This window comes from Uliginosibacterium aquaticum, assembly GCF_012972705.2.
GTDB lineage: Bacteria > Pseudomonadota > Gammaproteobacteria > Burkholderiales > Rhodocyclaceae > Uliginosibacterium > Uliginosibacterium aquaticum.
The window spans coordinates 420,920-435,659 of the sequence record NZ_JABCSC020000002.1 but is presented as its reverse complement, the minus strand read 5'-3'; the positions used below and the strand labels follow the sequence as shown (position 1 = coordinate 435,659).

14 protein-coding genes are annotated in these 14,740 nt (G+C 59.1%); 13 read left to right on the top strand and 1 reads right to left on the bottom strand.

All coding sequences use genetic code 11. The features are described 5' to 3' along the window. Positions 1-30 precede the first annotated feature (30 nt). From HJ583_RS09465 to pnp, 12 genes are all read left to right on the top strand, one after another. Positions 31-654: an L-threonylcarbamoyladenylate synthase gene (locus HJ583_RS09465; protein WP_170021685.1), complete on the top strand. Its 624-nt coding sequence runs from the start codon at positions 31-33 to the stop codon at positions 652-654. Positions 655-666: 12 nt separating this feature from the next. After that, positions 667-1,323, top strand: coding sequence for a site-2 protease family protein (locus HJ583_RS09460; protein ID WP_143707417.1), 657 nt, complete (start codon positions 667-669; stop codon positions 1,321-1,323). A gap of 148 nt (positions 1,324-1,471) precedes the next feature. Beyond that, a complete protein-coding gene (locus HJ583_RS09455; RefSeq protein WP_170021684.1) occupies positions 1,472-2,302 on the top strand; it encodes a segregation and condensation protein A in 831 nt (276 codons plus the stop codon). Beyond that, positions 2,262-2,996, top strand: a complete 735-nt coding sequence (gene scpB, locus HJ583_RS09450) for an SMC-Scp complex subunit ScpB (RefSeq protein ID WP_235943794.1) — start codon at positions 2,262-2,264, stop codon at positions 2,994-2,996. Before HJ583_RS09455 ends, scpB begins: the two co-directional genes overlap by 41 nt. Then, positions 2,974-4,203, top strand: a complete 1,230-nt coding sequence (rluB, locus tag HJ583_RS09445; protein ID WP_408058187.1) for a 23S rRNA pseudouridine(2605) synthase RluB — start codon at positions 2,974-2,976, stop codon at positions 4,201-4,203. The genes scpB and rluB overlap by 23 nt, the downstream gene beginning before the upstream one ends. Positions 4,204-4,349: 146 nt before the next feature. Further along, the gene (gene rimP, locus HJ583_RS09440; RefSeq protein WP_170021683.1) at positions 4,350-4,778 is read left to right on the top strand and encodes a ribosome maturation factor RimP; all 429 of its coding nucleotides are present in this window, start codon (positions 4,350-4,352) and stop codon (positions 4,776-4,778) included. 27 nt (positions 4,779-4,805) lie between these two features. Then, a complete protein-coding gene (nusA, locus tag HJ583_RS09435) occupies positions 4,806-6,278 on the top strand; it encodes a transcription termination factor NusA (protein ID WP_170021682.1) in 1,473 nt (490 codons plus the stop codon). 18 nt (positions 6,279-6,296) lie between these two features. After that, the gene (gene infB / locus HJ583_RS09430) at positions 6,297-9,095 is read left to right on the top strand and encodes a translation initiation factor IF-2 (protein WP_170021681.1); all 2,799 of its coding nucleotides are present in this window, start codon (positions 6,297-6,299) and stop codon (positions 9,093-9,095) included. Positions 9,096-9,159: 64 nt separating this feature from the next. Next, on the top strand, positions 9,160-9,561 hold the full coding sequence (gene rbfA, locus HJ583_RS09425; RefSeq protein WP_170021680.1) for a 30S ribosome-binding factor RbfA: 402 nt from the start codon (positions 9,160-9,162) through the stop codon (positions 9,559-9,561). Further along, positions 9,558-10,460: a tRNA pseudouridine(55) synthase TruB gene (truB, locus tag HJ583_RS09420; protein ID WP_170021679.1), complete on the top strand. Its 903-nt coding sequence runs from the start codon at positions 9,558-9,560 to the stop codon at positions 10,458-10,460. Before rbfA ends, truB begins: the two co-directional genes overlap by 4 nt. 83 nt (positions 10,461-10,543) lie before the next feature. Then, positions 10,544-10,810, top strand: coding sequence for a 30S ribosomal protein S15 (rpsO, locus tag HJ583_RS09415; RefSeq protein ID WP_101942606.1), 267 nt, complete (start codon positions 10,544-10,546; stop codon positions 10,808-10,810). 194 nt (positions 10,811-11,004) lie between these two features. Next, a complete protein-coding gene (pnp, locus tag HJ583_RS09410) occupies positions 11,005-13,110 on the top strand; it encodes a polyribonucleotide nucleotidyltransferase (protein ID WP_101942607.1) in 2,106 nt (701 codons plus the stop codon). Positions 13,111-13,205: 95 nt separating this feature from the next. Here pnp and HJ583_RS09405 read toward each other — a convergent pair whose 3' ends face one another. Continuing rightward, positions 13,206-13,841, bottom strand: coding sequence for a c-type cytochrome (locus tag HJ583_RS09405; RefSeq protein WP_170021678.1), 636 nt, complete (start codon positions 13,839-13,841; stop codon positions 13,206-13,208). 105 nt (positions 13,842-13,946) lie between these two features. On the opposite strand from HJ583_RS09405, the gene yihA reads away from it, so the two are divergent. Beyond that, the gene (yihA, locus tag HJ583_RS09400; protein WP_101942792.1) at positions 13,947-14,588 is read left to right on the top strand and encodes a ribosome biogenesis GTP-binding protein YihA/YsxC; all 642 of its coding nucleotides are present in this window, start codon (positions 13,947-13,949) and stop codon (positions 14,586-14,588) included. The last annotated feature ends 152 nt before the right edge of the window (positions 14,589-14,740 follow it).

Here is a 14,740-nt window from a genome sequence, read left to right as displayed (position 1 = left end):
CTTCCTTTACGCCGCGCCGATCGCTCAGCCATGGCCCAGTTTTTTGAAATTCACCCCGAACATCCCCAGCCGCGTCTGATCCGTCAGGCGGCTGAAATCCTGCGCAAGGGCGGTTTGATTGCGGTGCCGACCGATTGCGCTTATTCGCTGGTGGGGCACGTCGGCGATGCGGCGGTGCTGGATCGTATCCGGCGCATCAGGGGGGTGGATGAGCGCCACCACTTCACCCTGATGTGCCGTGACCTGTCTGAAATCGCGACTTTTGCACGAGTTGATAACGCCCAGTACCGACTGCTCAAGGCCACCACGCCGGGGGCCTACACCTTCATTCTCGAAGGCACCAAGGAGCTGCCACGGCGGGTACTGCATCCCAAGCGCAAGACCATCGGTCTGCGTGTGCCTGATCACCTTGTGCTCAGCGCCTTGCTCGCTGAACTTGGCGAGCCGCTGCTTTCCTCCACGCTGCTACTGCCTGATGAGGAGTTGCCGCCGACGGATGCCGACGAGATCCGTTCGCGCCTGGAGCGTCAGCTGGATCTGGTGATCGAGGCGGGCCCCTGCGGACTGGAAACCACCACCGTGGTCGACCTGAGTGGCGAGGAGCCCGAGTTGCTTCGTACAGGCAAAGGGGCGCTGGCGCCGCTGGGTCTATAAAATAGGCTTGCCATGAACGATTTCATTTATAACGTCGCTGTCTGGGCGATCCCTGTGGTACTCGCCATTACCCTGCACGAAGCTGCGCACGGTTATGTTGCCCGGATGTTCGGTGATCCGACTGCGCACATGATGGGGCGGATCACGCTGAACCCCCTCAAGCATATTGATCCAGTAGGAACCTTGCTTGTGCCGGGTGGCATCGTACTGATGAACGCCATCACGGGTGCGAGCTTTCCGCCATTTGGCTGGGCCAAGCCGGTGCCGGTTGATTTCGGGCGTTTGCGCAAACCCAAGGCGGATATGCTGTGGGTGGCAGCGGCGGGGCCGGCTTCCAATTTCGTACAGGCCATCGTCTGGGCCTTGCTGGTGGGTTTTCTGGTCCGCATGCAGGGCTCGCCGGACTCTTTCTGGTTTGATCTGGCTCAGCGTGGCATGTTGGTCAATGTGGGGCTCATGCTGATCAATCTGGTGCCCGTGCCACCGCTCGATGGTGGGCGCATCGTGGTGAGCTTGCTGCCGCTGCGCCAGGCATTGGCTTGGTCACGATTGGAGCCCTATGGTTTTTTCATCCTGATCGGCCTGCTGTATTTCGGCATCCTCGATTACGTGCTGCGCTACGTTGCGCAGCCGATTCTGTCCTTCCTGATGTTCTTTACCGGGCTGTAAGCGTGGTAACTGTTAAAGCAATGGGCTTGCACGGGCTTGTGAAGGCGTTGCTGCCGGAGTGCTTGAGTCGAGCAGGGTGCGTGTTTGCGATGGACGGGCGCGGGCGGGAGTCCTGCATGGTTGGACGGCTGAGCCCCGGTGGCGCGCGATGAGCGAACTGGCGCAACAGGAGCCGGTGCAAGGGGAGCTGGTGCTCGCCCGCATTCATGGCGAGCCGCTACGCGAGATGCCGAAGGATCTTTACATCCCACCGGATGCGCTGGAAGTCTTTCTGGAAACTTTCGAAGGCCCGCTGGATCTTTTGCTCTACCTGATTCGCCGTGCCAACGTAAATGTGCTCGATATCCCGATGGCGCCGCTGACCGAGCAATATCTGGCCTACGTGGATGCCATGCGCTCCACGAATCTCGAGCTGGCGGCAGACTATCTGCTGATGGCCGCAACTCTGCTCGATATCAAGTCGCGCATGCTCTTGCCCAAACCTCCGCACGAAAAAGCCGACGATAGCGAGGAAGATCCGCGTGCAGAGCTGGTGCGACGCCTTATGGAGTACGAGCGGATCAAGCTTGGCGCCCAGTTGATCAACAGGCAGTCGCGCGCCGAGCGTGACTTCGAATGGGTTGCTGTGCATGTGGCAGAGAAAACGGTCGAACGCCTGCCTGACGTCAGCCTGGCGGATCTGCAGGCGGCTTGGCTGGCTCTGCTTCAGCGCGCGCGCCTGAGTCGTCATCACCAGATTTCTCGCGACGAACTCTCGGTGCGCGAATACATGACATCTATCTTGCGTCGTCTGCGGGAGGCTGGAGATGTACCTTTTGAAGCGCTTTTTGAATGCACGCATGGCGTGGCGAGTGTGGTTGTAGGCTTTCTGGCGGTGCTTGAGCTGGTGAAGGAGCGCTTGGTACACGTCACTCAGAACGCGCCGATGGAGGCGATTTATGTCCGACTCAACGAATCCGGCGCTGCTGACGCCGCCTGAGCTGGAGATGGCCGACGCAGAGATTGTTGCGACGGCCTCAGCCGCCGAGCTGCTGGCGACGGGGATTGACGTCCGTTTTGCCAAGCAGGTGCTCGAGGCGGCCTTGTTGTCTGCGCAGGATCCCTTGCCGCTTGCCGTGCTGCGGCGGGTGTTTGAGCCGGATCTGGGAACACCGGTTTTGCAGCGCCTGCTGGCCGATCTGCAGGCCGATTGGCATGGAAAATCGGTGGAGTTGGTACGTCTGGCCAGCGGTTGGCGGTTCCAGACCCGGGCCGAATTTCAGCCCTGGCTGGAGAGGATGAAAGAGACCCGTGCGCCGCGCTATTCGCGCGCGGTGCTGGAAACCTTGGCGATCATCGTGTATCGTCAGCCCGTCACGCGCGGCGACATTGAAGATATTCGCGGCGTGGCCGTTTCCAGCCAGATCATAAAATCGCTGGAAACCCGTGGCTGGATCGATACGATCGGCCATCGCGACACACCGGGCCGCCCGGCCCTGTATGCGACCACCAAACATTTTTTGGATGATCTCGGCTTGCGCAGCCTGACGGAGCTGCCTCCTCTGGCCGAGCTTGAAGGAGTACTCGATCTTGTCGATACCGCAGAAGCCGCGTCGTCCGCGCTCGCCCAATCAGAAGAAGAACAGCCCGCTGCGCCGTCCGGCTCAGCCAATGCAAGCAGCTCCGGAGATTGACTTCGATTCGCCCGATTTCATCGAGGGCGAGCACGATGGTCAGCTCGCTTTCATGGGGCGCCTCGAGCAAACCCGTGATCTCGACTTGGGCGTGCCCGGTGGTGGTCGCTGGGGGCGTGGCGGCTCAGGGGGGGCTAGTAAAGTTGTCATGCTGCCCGGCGAGCGCATCCAGAAAGTGCTGGCAGAAGCGGGCTACGGTTCCCGGCGCGAAATTGAAGAGTGGGTCGTGGCTGGCCGAGTCAGCGTAAATGGCGAGCCTTCGTTTCTGGGGCAGAAAATTGGTCCGACTGATCGCGTGAAAGTTAATGGCAAGTTGGTCAGTCTGCGCTTTGCGGCCGAGCAGAAAAAGCGTGGCCCGCGTGTGTTGGTCTACCACAAGCCGGAAGGCGAGATTGTTTCCAAGGACGATCCGGAGGGCCGCCCGAGCGTATTTGATCGCTTGCCGACGATCAACAAGGGACGCTGGATCGCCATTGGCCGCTTGGACTTCAACACCTCTGGTCTGCTGCTCTTTACTGATAGCGGCGAGTTGGCCAATCGCATGATGCACCCTCGCTACGAGATCGAACGTGAATACGCCGTGCGCCTCCTGGGAGAGCTGACTGAAGAGCAGATCAAGCAACTTACCGACGGCATCGTGCTTGAAGATGGCCCTGCCAAGTTCGCCACCCTGCGTGATGAAGGGGGTGAAGGTTCGAATCACTGGTATCGCGTGACGCTGTCTGAAGGCCGTAACCGCGAAGTGCGTCGCATGTTTGAAGCCATCGGCCTCACGGTGAGTCGCCTGATGCGTGTGCGCTATGGCAAGGTGGAGCTGCCGAGCCGTCTCAAGCGTGGCATGTACGAAGAGATGCAACCCGAACAGGTTGCTGTGCTCACCGGGCAGCCGGTTGAGAAGCGCCAGCAGCGTCCGGATGAAAAGCGCCGTGCGGAGAAATCCAAAGGCCCGCGCAGCACCCGTCCGCATGTGAAGGAAGCCGCTCCGCGCCCCGAGTTAGCGGAAGGTGGAGAACGCTCCGGATCTGCCCGACGCCGTCCGCGCCGTAACAAGCCGCGTTCGGAAGGGCAAGGGCAGGTTCGCCCCGAAGGGGCGGCACCACAGCAGCAGGTGGCCGTCGTGGTGGATGGGGCTGCACCCGCGGCCCGCAAGCCGCGTCGTTCGCGCGGACCACGGCGTGCGCGTCCGGCGGCTCCTCCCGAGGCTTGATCTGTAAGGGCTTATTACGAGACCGGCATTTACGGATGCCGGTCCGCGTGCTAAACTCCACGCGTTTTGTTGATTCGGGTCGGGCTTCTCGTTCGGCCGGGTAATCGTGATGGGCATTGCGCCCATTTTTTATTTGTGGCGCCGGAATGGATCTTTTTAGTCTTGTAGAACAGACGCTCGCTGGCATGGGTTACGAGCTTGTCGATATCGAGCTGTCGCCCGGTGGGCGTTTGCTGCGTATTTTTATCGACATCGAACGCGGCATCATGGTGGATGACTGTGCAACGGTCAGTCATCAGTTGCAGCACGTGTTCGAAGTAGAGAACGTCAATTACGACCGGCTGGAAGTTTCCTCGCCGGGGCTGGATCGCCCGATCAAGAAGAGTGCTGATTTCGAACGATTTGCAGGGCTGCAGGCGCAAATCCGGATTCGTATTCCGATTGGTAATCAACGCAATTTTGCAGGTGTGCTGGCGGGTATGCGCGATGGTGCCGTGCTGCTGCAGACCGAAAAAGGGGAGCTCGCTCTTCCGCTGGACCAAGTGGAAAAAGCGCGCCTGGTTCCGAAATTTTGATGAATTCGCTTTCAGGGGATTGAAACAATGAGCCGCGAGGTTTTGCTGCTTGTCGATGCACTGGCGCGTGAAAAGAACGTTGCCAAGGATATCGTCTTTACTGCGCTGGAAATGGCGCTGGCTTCTGCCACCAAGAAGCGGATTCATGATGAAGCCGACGTGCGCGTGTCGATCGACCGCGAGTCCGGTGATTACGAATCTTTCCGTCGCTGGGTGGTGTTGCCTGACGCGGAAGTGGAGAACGATGAAGCCCAGATGGGTGTCATCGATGCCCGCGAGCAATTTCCGGATATCGAAGTCGGTGAATTCGTTGAAGAACCGCTGGAGCCGATCGATTTCGGCCGTATCGGTGCTCAGGCCGCAAAGCAGGTCATCCTGCAGAAAATCCGTGATGCTGAGCGCGAGCAGATCCTGAATGACTTTCTGGATCGTGGCGAACATCTGTGTACGGGCAGTATCAAGCGCATGGAGCGCGGCAATGCGATCGTTGAAGTGGGTCGTCTTGAAGCCGTGCTGCCGCGCGACCAGCAGATCCCGAAAGAGAACCTGCGTGTCGGTGACCGAGTGCGTGCTTATCTGCTGCGAATCGATCGTGGCGCCCGTGGCCCGCAATTGATTCTGTCGCGCAGTGCGCCTGATTTCATCACCAAGCTCTTCGAACTCGAAGTGCCGGAAATGGAAGATGGTCTCCTTGAGATCAAGGCGGCGGCCCGCGATGCAGGCTTGCGAGCCAAGATTGCCGTGAAGTCCAACGATCAGCGCATCGACCCGATTGGCACCTGTGTGGGCTTGCGTGGTTCCCGCGTGACGGCTGTTCGGAACGAGTTGGGTGGCGAGAACGTGGATATCGTGCTGTGGTCGCCTGAGCCGGCACAGTTCGTGATCAATGCATTGGCGCCTGCCGAAGTCAGCTCCATCGTGGTGGATGAGGAAACTCACACCATGGAAGTGGTGGTGGATGAAAGCAACCTGGCGATGGCGATTGGCCGTGGTGGTCAGAACGTGAAGCTGGCTTCCGAATTGACTGGCTGGAACATCAATCTGATGACCCAGCAGGCGGCAGCGGAGAAGTCCGAAGCCGAGCAAGGTCAGTTGCGCAGCCTGTTCTGCGAAAAGCTGGATGTGGATGAAGAGGTTGCTGACATCCTGATCGAAGAGGGTTTCTCTTCTCTGGAAGAAGTGGCCTATGTGCCGCTTGCAGAAATGCTGGAAATCGAAGCCTTTGACGAAGAAACCGTCAATGAGCTGCGTCAGCGCGCACGGAATGTGCTGCTGACCGAGGCAATCGTGAACGAAGAACAGCTGGAAGGTGTGGCAGAGGATCTGCTGGCGCTCGAAGGCATGGAAAAGTCTCTGGCTGCGAAGTTGGCCCAGGGTGGTGTGAAGAGCCGCGACGATCTCGCAGATCTGGCGGTGGATGAACTGGTGGAGCTGGGCGGTATCGATGAAGCCAGTGCCAAGGATCTGATTACCAAGGCGCGTGCGCACTGGTTCGAGTAAGCGGGGGAGAAGCACACGATGGCGCAAATGAGTGTGGCGGAGTTTGCCACCGAACTGAAAATGCCGGCTCCGGCCCTTCTCGAGCAATTCGAGAAGGCTGGCGTCGCAAAGTCTGGCCCGACCGATACGGTCAGCGAGCAGGACAAGGCACGACTGCTGGATTATCTGCGCCGTTCGCATGGCGAGACGGCTCCAAAGTCCAAGATCACCCTGACCCGTAAGCAGACCACTGAAATCAAGGCGGCCGACTCGTCGGGCAAATCCCGCACCATTCAGGTTGAGGTGCGTAAGAAGCGCACATTCGTCAAGCGTGACGACATTGACCTCGCTGGTGAGGCTGCGGCTGAATCGCTGGAGACTGAAGTTGAAGAGCTGACGGCTGTGGCTGATGCCATTGAAGCTCCGGTTGCCGAGCTGATTCCGGAGGTCGTTGTTCTAGCTCCGGAGCCCGTTCCCGAGCCTGAACCCGCTCCGGAACCTGAGCCCGAACCCGAACTTGCTCCGGAGCCCGAGCCGGTTCCTGAGCCTGAGCCTGAGCCGACTCCTGAGCCTGAGTCGCTGCCGCCCGAGCCTGTCGCGCAAGTCTCCGTTGCGAGCTCTGCTGCACCTGCGGTGGAGACCTCGCGTCAGCGTGAAGATCGTCGCCAGCGCGAACTGCTGGAGCGCCAGGCGGCTGACAAGCGTGCTCGTGAAGCCGAAACGATTGCTCGCAAGGCTGCTGCTGAAGCGCGTGTCAAGGCCGAAGCGGACGCTGCTGCCGCAGCAGTTGCTGCTGCCGCTGCTGCAAAGGCCAAAGAGACTGCCCGCAAGGACACGGGGCACACCCTCCATAAGCCGAACAAGCCTGCAGGTGCGGATGCCAGTAAAAAGCCGGCACAGCCGGCTAAGGCTGCGCCCTCGCGTGATGATGATTCGCGCAACAAGCGCGGTGGTCTGAAGACCCGTGGCGATACAGCGGGTGGTGCTGCCGGCTGGCGTGGCGGACCGAAGGGCGGTAGCCGTCACGGTGGCGGTCGTCATCAGGATCAGTCGACCAGCTTCCAGGCGCCGACCGAGCCGGTGGTGCGCGAAGTGCACGTGCCTGAAACCATCTCGGTGGCTGATCTGGCCCACAAGATGTCGGTTAAGGCCACGGAAGTCATCAAGAAAATGATGATGCTGGGGCAGATGGTGACCATTAACCAGGTGCTGGACCAGGAAACCGCGATGATCATCGTGGAAGAAATGGGCCACCAGGCACTGGCTGCCAAGCTCGATGATCCAGAAGCCTTCCTGATCGAAGGTGACGAAGCCAAGGATGTGAAGCTCGAGCATCGTGCTCCGGTTGTGACCATCATGGGCCACGTCGACCACGGCAAGACCTCGCTGCTCGACTACATCCGTCGTACCAAGGTGGCTGCAGGCGAAGCTGGCGGCATTACCCAGCATATCGGCGCCTACCACGTGGAAACTCCGCGCGGCATGATCTGCTTCCTGGATACCCCGGGTCACGAAGCCTTTACGGCGATGCGTGCCCGCGGTGCCAAGGCAACCGATATCGTGATTCTGGTGGTGGCGGCGGATGACGGCGTGATGCCGCAAACCAAGGAAGCCATTCACCACGCCAAAGCGGCCGGTGTGCCGATCGTGGTGGCGGTGAACAAGATCGACAAGCCGGAAGCCAATCCTGAGCGTGTCAAGCAGGAGCTGGTCACCGAAGGCGTGGTGCCGGAAGAGTACGGCGGCGATTCACCGTTCTGCCCGGTGTCGGCCAAAACTGGTGTCGGTATCGATGAGCTGCTGGAAAACATCCTGCTGCAAGCTGAAGTGCTGGAGCTGACCGCGCCGATCGAAGCGCCTGCCAAGGGCCTGATCATCGAAGCGCGTCTGGATAAGGGGCGTGGCCCGGTGGCCACCATGCTGGTGCAAAGCGGCACACTGCGTCGTGGTGACGTAGTGCTGGCCGGCGCTGCATTCGGTAAGGTGCGTGCCATGCTGGATGAGAACGGTAAGCCGATCAATTCGGCCGGCCCGTCGATTCCGGTCGAGATTCTCGGTCTGTCCGAAGTTCCGTCGGCCGGTGACGAAGTCATGGGCATGTCTGACGAGCGCAAGGCGCGTGAAATCGCCTTGTTCCGTCAGGGCAAGTATCGTGACGTAAAGCTGGCCAAGCAGCAGGCCGCCAAGCTCGAAACCCTGATGGATCAGATGAAGGAAGGTGAAGTCAAGTCGCTGCACCTGATCGTGAAGGCTGACGTGCAGGGTTCGCAGGAAGCGCTGGTGCAGTCGCTGCAGAAGCTCTCCACCGACGAAGTGCGTGTTAACGTCATTCACGCGGCTGTGGGCGGTATTTCCGAGTCTGACGTCAATTTGGCGCAAGCTTCGCAAGCGGTCATCATCGGCTTCAACACCCGGGCGGATGCCAACTCACGCAAGCTGGCCGAGACTTTCGGCGTCGATCTGCGCTACTACAACATCATTTACGATGCAGTGGATGAGGTTAAGGCAGCGTTGTCCGGCATGCTGGCGCCCGAAAAGCGCGAACAAGTCATCGGCACCGTCGAGATCCGTCAGGTCATTGTCATTTCCAAGGTCGGTACGATTGCGGGTTGTTACGTTCTGGATGGTGTGGTCAAGCGCAATTCGCGCGTCCGCCTGCTGCGCAACAACGTGGTGCACTTCGATGGCGAACTTGAGTCGCTCAAGCGCTTCAAGGACGACGTCAAGGAAGTCAAGTCGAACTACGAGTGCGGTCTATCCTTGAAGAACTTTAATGACATCAAGGAAGGCGACCAGCTGGAAGTGTATGAAATCCAGGAAATCGCCCGTACCCTCTAAGCGGATGAAAGACTGGTTGTAACGCAAGCGGGCCCTGCGGGGCCCGTTTGTGTTGGAGAAAATGATGGCTAAAGAATTTTCCCGTGGGGCCCGTGTGGCCGAGCAGATCAAGCGAGAGTTGGCTGAGCTGATTCGTCTGGAAGTGAAGGATCCGCGTGTGGGCTTCATTTCGCTGACGGATGTTGAACTCACGCCTGACTACGCTCATGCCAAGGTGTTTTTCACCTCCATGAAAGGTGAGGAGGGGCTCGATGAGATCCTTATCGGTTTGCGTCGTGCCAGTGGTTTTCTGCGTCGCGAGTTGGGGCGTCGGGTTCGAATCCACACTACGCCGGAGTTGCATTTCGTGTATGACCGCTCGGTTGAGCATGGCAGTTACATGTCAGTGCTGATCGACCAGGTGGTAACGGCAGATCGTGCGCAGCGCGGTGATGAAGAGCCTGGTGAAGAAGAGTTGAAGGCATGAATCAGCCTCCGCGCAAGCGCTGGCAGATCGTTGATGGAGTGCTGCTGCTCGACAAACCGGGCGGGCTGAGTTCCAACGATGCCCTGCAAAAGGCACGCCGCCTGTTTTCGGCCGCCAAGGCAGGGCATACCGGCACCTTGGACCCGATGGCGACAGGCTTGTTGCCGCTGTGTTTTGGCGAGGCGACCAAGTTTTCCAATCGTCTGCTGGAAGCCGACAAGACTTATGTGGCGACGCTGTATCTAGGCGTGACCACGACGACTGGTGATGCTGAGGGCGAAGTGCTTGTTGAGCGCCCCGTCGTCGTGGACGAAACGGCGGTGTACGCGGCCTGCGCCCACTTTATTGGCGAAATCGAGCAGGTGCCTCCGATGTATTCGGCACTGAAGCATCAGGGTAAGGCGCTCTACGAATACGCACGGCAAGGAATCGAGATCGCGCGCGAAGCGCGTCGCGTGACGATTCATTCGCTTGAGGTGAGACGCATTGCCTTGCCAGAGGTGGATATCGTGGTTCGTTGCAGTAAGGGAACCTATGTCCGCACTCTGGGTGAGGATATCGGTGCCTTGCTCGGTTGCGGTGCGCATCTGACTGTTCTGCGGCGCACTGGAATCGGGCCGCTGGAGATTGATGCGGCGTTGACGCTGGAGCAGATTGCTGCTGTGGAGGAGAGCGCCCGGCGTCCGTTGCTGGCTCCCCCCGATGCATTGCTGGCACATCTGCCGGAAGTGCAGCTGGACTCGCTTGGGCGGGGCAATTTTCTGCATGGACAAGCAGTGAGAATCGCGGCAGGGGAGGGGGAGGTGCGGGTGTACGGCCCGGATTTCCTCGGCCTTGGTATGGCGGAGAGTAATCAGCAGGTAAAGCCAGTGCGTCTGATTGCTTTTGCCGAACAATGAAACACCTTGGCAGACTTGTGCTGGGAGCGCTTGCTCCCGTATAATCACGGGCTTGCTAAAGGACAACCTTAAGAGACTCAAGAATGATTTCTATCGAACAAAAGGCTCAGATCGTTGCTGACTACCAGCGTGCTCCGGGTGATACCGGCTCGCCCGAAGTTCAGGTCGCTCTGCTGACCGCACGTATCAATGGCCTGACCGACCACTTCAAGGCCAACGTCAAGGATCACCATTCCCGCCGCGGTCTGCTCAAAATGGTTAGCCAGCGTCGCAAGCTGCTCGACTACTACAAGAGCAAGAACTTCCAGGGCTATCGCGCTCTGATCGAGCGTCTCGGCCTGCGCAAGTAATGCCATTGCAGGGTCGCTTGTCACGCGGACCCGGTCCGCGTTGAAATCAGCAAAGCCGGCAGGCCGAAGGGGCTTGGCCGGCTTTGTTTCATGTGGCCCGCTATCCTGTTTCATCAGTAGTGTCTGTCATGCCCGCTGCATCTGGCAGCCGGGCGAACCGCTTCATGTGAAGCGCATCCAGAAAGGATAAATCCGTGCCTATCGCAACCAAGAAAAGCTTCCAGTACGGGCAGCATACCGTGACCCTTGAAACCGGCGAGATTGCTCGTCAGGCTCATGGTGCTGTCATCTGTACCATCGACGATACCGTGGTACTGGCGACCGTTGTTGCTGCCAAGGATCCGAAGCCGGGCCAGGACTTCTTCCCCCTTACCGTTGATTACATGGAGAAGTTTTACGCTGCGGGGCGTATCCCCGGCGGCTTCTTCAAGCGTGAAGGTCGTCCGACCGAGAAAGAAACGCTGACTTCGCGTCTGATCGATCGTCCGATCCGTCCGCTTTTCCCAGACGCCTACTACAACGAAGTGCAGGTTGTGGCGACCGTGCTGTCCCAGAATCCGGAAATCGATGGCGATATTCCGGCAATGATCGCGACTTCTGCTGCCTTGGCTATTTCCGGTGTGCCGTTCAATGGCCCGATCGGTGCGGCCCGTGTGGGTTACATCGATGGTCAGTACATTCTGAACCCGACCACGACCCAACTCGCCAGCAGCCAGATGAATCTGGTGGTGGCGGGTACCGAAGCTGGTGTGCTGATGGTGGAGTCCGAAGCTGATCAGCTGTCCGAAGAAATCATGCTCGGTGCTGTGGTTTTCGGTCACCAGCAAATGCAGGCTGCCATCCAGGCTATCCACGAACTGGTAGAAGTGGCCGGTAAGCCGGAGGTCGAGTTCATTGCTCCGGCGAAGAACGAAGCCTTGATCGCCAAGGTCAAGGAAGTTGCCCAGGCTGATCTGGAGGCGGCTTTCGGTACCACTAGCAAGTCTGTGCGCAGCGGTCTGCTGAAGGATGTGACCAAGAAGGCGATCGCCGCTCTGGTGACGGGTGAAGAAGGTGCGCCGAAGGACAAGGACGTCAAGGACATTCTGTTCGAGCTCGAGTCTGCCATTGTGCGTGGCCGCATCCTGGCTGGCGAACCGCGTATCGACGGTCGCGATACCCGCACCGTGCGCCCGATCAGCATCCGTACGGGTGTTCTGCCGCGTACTCACGGTTCTGCTCTGTTTACCCGTGGTGAAACCCAGGCGCTGGTCGTGACCACGCTGGGTACTGGTCGCGATGAACAGATCATCGACGCCATCGCTGGCGAGTACAAGGAGCGTTACATGCTCCATTACAACTTCCCGCCGTACTCCACCGGTGAAACCGGTCGTGTGGGTTCGCCCAAGCGTCGCGAAATCGGCCACGGCCGTTTGGCCAAGCGCGCCTTGGCCGCCGTGCTGCCGGATGCCAAGGAATTTGGTTACACGATCCGTGTAGTTTCCGAAATCATGGAATCCAACGGTTCCTCCTCGATGGCTTCTGTTTGTGGCGGCTCGCTGTCGATGATGGATGCTGGTGTGCCGCTGAAGGCGCCGGTGGCGGGTATTGCCATGGGCCTGATCAAGGATGGCGGCCGTTTCGCCGTGCTGACCGATATCCTGGGTGATGAAGATCACCTCGGTGACATGGATTTCAAGGTGGCAGGCACGACTACTGGCGTGACCGCGCTACAGATGGATCTGAAGATCGACTCCATCTCGCCGGCCATCATGAACAAGGCGCTGGAACAAGCCAAGGAAGGTCGTCTGCACATCCTCGGTCTGATGGATGAGGCCCTGAATGGCAGCAAGGAGCTGTCCGCCTTTGCGCCGCGCATGATGAGCTTCAAGATCAATCCCGAGAAGATCCGTGATGTGATCGGTAAGGGCGGCGCCGTGATTCGCGGTCTGACCGAAGAAACCGGTTGCGTCATTGATATTCAGGATGACGGTACCGTGACCATTTCTTCTGCGGACCAATCCAAGTCTGACGAATGCAAGCGCCGTATCGACCAGATTACTGCTGAAGTTGAAGTTGGCAAGATCTACGAAGGTCCGGTGCTGCGCATTCTGGACTTCGGCGCGATCGTGAACATCATGCCGGGCCGTGATGGTCTGCTGCATGTGTCGCAAATCGCCAAAGAGCGCGTCAATAACGTCTCTGACTACCTCAAGGAAGGTCAGGTCGTGCGCGTGAAGGTGCTCGAGACCGACGAGAAGGGTAAGGTCAAGCTGTCGATGAAGGCTCTGCTGACCGAAGAGGTGCCGGCGGCTGAATAAGCAGGCGCTACCCAAACAAAAAGGACGCCTCGGCGTCCTTTTTGTTTTCTGGTGTTCGGACCTGCTATTGCAGATCCGGAACGTGTGGCGTCGCTTTAGCGCAGGCCGGCGATGTAGTCCGATACCGCCTTGATTTCCGCGTCGGTCAGGCGCGAAGCAAAACCGCGCATCATGCTGTTGGGATCGTTGGCGCGCTCTGCAAGACGGAAGCTCTTGAGTTGAGTTTCAGTGTAATCGGCGAATTGTCCAGCCAAGCGTGGGTACTGGTTCGGAATGCCTTGGCCTGCCGGGCCATGACAGCCTGCACAGGCCGGCACACCGGTCGCTGCATTGCCTGAGCGCCAGAGCTTCTGGCCGAGCTCGACGGTCTTGAGGCTCTTGGCTGCTTCGGGCTTCAGTTTTTGCTGTGAGTAGTAACGCGCGAGCCCTTGCATGTCGGTATCCGACAAGGCTGCAACCATGGGGGCCATGGATGCGTTCACGCGTTCGGCAGGCTTATCGCCGACTGGCTTGAAGTTGCGTAGTTGTTTGAGCAGGTACTGCTCGTGCTGCCCGGCAATCTTCGGGAAAGTGGCTGCTGCACTGTTGCCGTCTGCACCATGGCAGGCCACACAGACGGTCTCTGCCGTCTGCTTGGCACGAGCCAAGTCAGGTTTGTTTGCGGGGGCGGACTGGGCAAAGGCCGTCTGGATAGTCAGGGCAATCGTCAGGATTGAAATGCGCGCGATCATTGTCACCTCTGAGGTGTGGCGTTCTTGAATCCTGATATTCTATACCGCCCTGCGCCCGACGCGGAATTCCGCGTGTGCGCCAGCAAATCCTTCCGGTTGTTTTCCATGTCCCTTTTTCGTGCTGCCCGTTTTGAAATCTCCATCGCCCGCCCTCAGGATCTGCCCCCTTCGATGGGTGCGGAGATAGCCTTTGCAGGGCGTTCGAACGCCGGTAAATCCAGCGCGATCAATACACTCGTTGGTCATACGCGCCTGGCCTTCGTCAGCAAGACGCCGGGGCGTACCCAGCTGATCAATATTTTCCGCATGAACAATGGTGCGGCATTGGTGGATTTGCCTGGTTATGGCTACGCCAAGGTGCCGGAGGCGATCCGCAAGCAGTGGGTGAAGCTGCTGGAGGAGTATCTGACACGTCGTGACAGCCTGATCGGCCTGATCCTGATCATGGATTCGCGTCACCCGCTTACCCCGCTCGATCAGCAGATGCTGGGCTGGTTCGCGCCGACCGGGCGGCCGATCCACGTGTTGCTGACAAAGTCTGACAAGCTGACGCGTGGTCCGGCCATGCAGACGCTTGCCAAGGTGCGCAAGGATCTGGCCGCGTGGGGCCCGAACATCAGCGTGCAGCTTTTCTCAAGCCTCAAGAAAAGCGGTGTCGAGGAAGTTGAAAAAGTCGTAGGGGGATGGCTGGGCACACATTCACCGGAAGAGCTGGGTCTGCCGGAAGATGCTGCCCGTGCTGAATAAAAATAAACCCCGGCGCGAGGGGGCACGCCGGGGCTGGAATGACCTGAATGACCCGGGGGAGTTCATTCAGGTTCCCGCTCAGGGAGGTGAAGCGGGAGGTAGCTCGCGCTACCTATAGCTATGAACGGCGCGAGGTTGAAAAGTTTTAGGTC

Bases quoted from the DNA above. Each gene is read 5' to 3' on its own strand.
- rbfA (WP_170021680.1), top strand. From the start codon at position 9,160: ATGGCTAAAGAATTTTCCCGTGGGGCCCGTGTGGCCGAGCAGATCAAG.
- infB (WP_170021681.1), top strand. From the start codon at position 6,297: ATGGCGCAAATGAGTGTGGCGGAGTTTGCCACCGAACTGAAAATGCCG.
- HJ583_RS09465 (WP_170021685.1), top strand. From the start codon at position 31: ATGGCCCAGTTTTTTGAAATTCACCCCGAACATCCCCAGCCGCGTCTG.
- HJ583_RS09460 (WP_143707417.1), top strand. From the start codon at position 667: ATGAACGATTTCATTTATAACGTCGCTGTCTGGGCGATCCCTGTGGTA.
- rluB (WP_408058187.1), top strand. From the start codon at position 2,974: ATGCAAGCAGCTCCGGAGATTGACTTCGATTCGCCCGATTTCATCGAG.
- nusA (WP_170021682.1), top strand. From the start codon at position 4,806: ATGAGCCGCGAGGTTTTGCTGCTTGTCGATGCACTGGCGCGTGAAAAG.
- yihA (WP_101942792.1), top strand. From the start codon at position 13,947: ATGTCCCTTTTTCGTGCTGCCCGTTTTGAAATCTCCATCGCCCGCCCT.
- rimP (WP_170021683.1), top strand. From the start codon at position 4,350: ATGGATCTTTTTAGTCTTGTAGAACAGACGCTCGCTGGCATGGGTTAC.
- truB (WP_170021679.1), top strand. From the start codon at position 9,558: ATGAATCAGCCTCCGCGCAAGCGCTGGCAGATCGTTGATGGAGTGCTG.
- HJ583_RS09455 (WP_170021684.1), top strand. From the start codon at position 1,472: ATGAGCGAACTGGCGCAACAGGAGCCGGTGCAAGGGGAGCTGGTGCTC.
- scpB (WP_235943794.1), top strand. From the start codon at position 2,262: ATGTCCGACTCAACGAATCCGGCGCTGCTGACGCCGCCTGAGCTGGAG.
- rpsO (WP_101942606.1), top strand. From the start codon at position 10,544: ATGATTTCTATCGAACAAAAGGCTCAGATCGTTGCTGACTACCAGCGT.
- HJ583_RS09405 (WP_170021678.1), bottom strand. From the start codon at position 13,841: ATGATCGCGCGCATTTCAATCCTGACGATTGCCCTGACTATCCAGACG.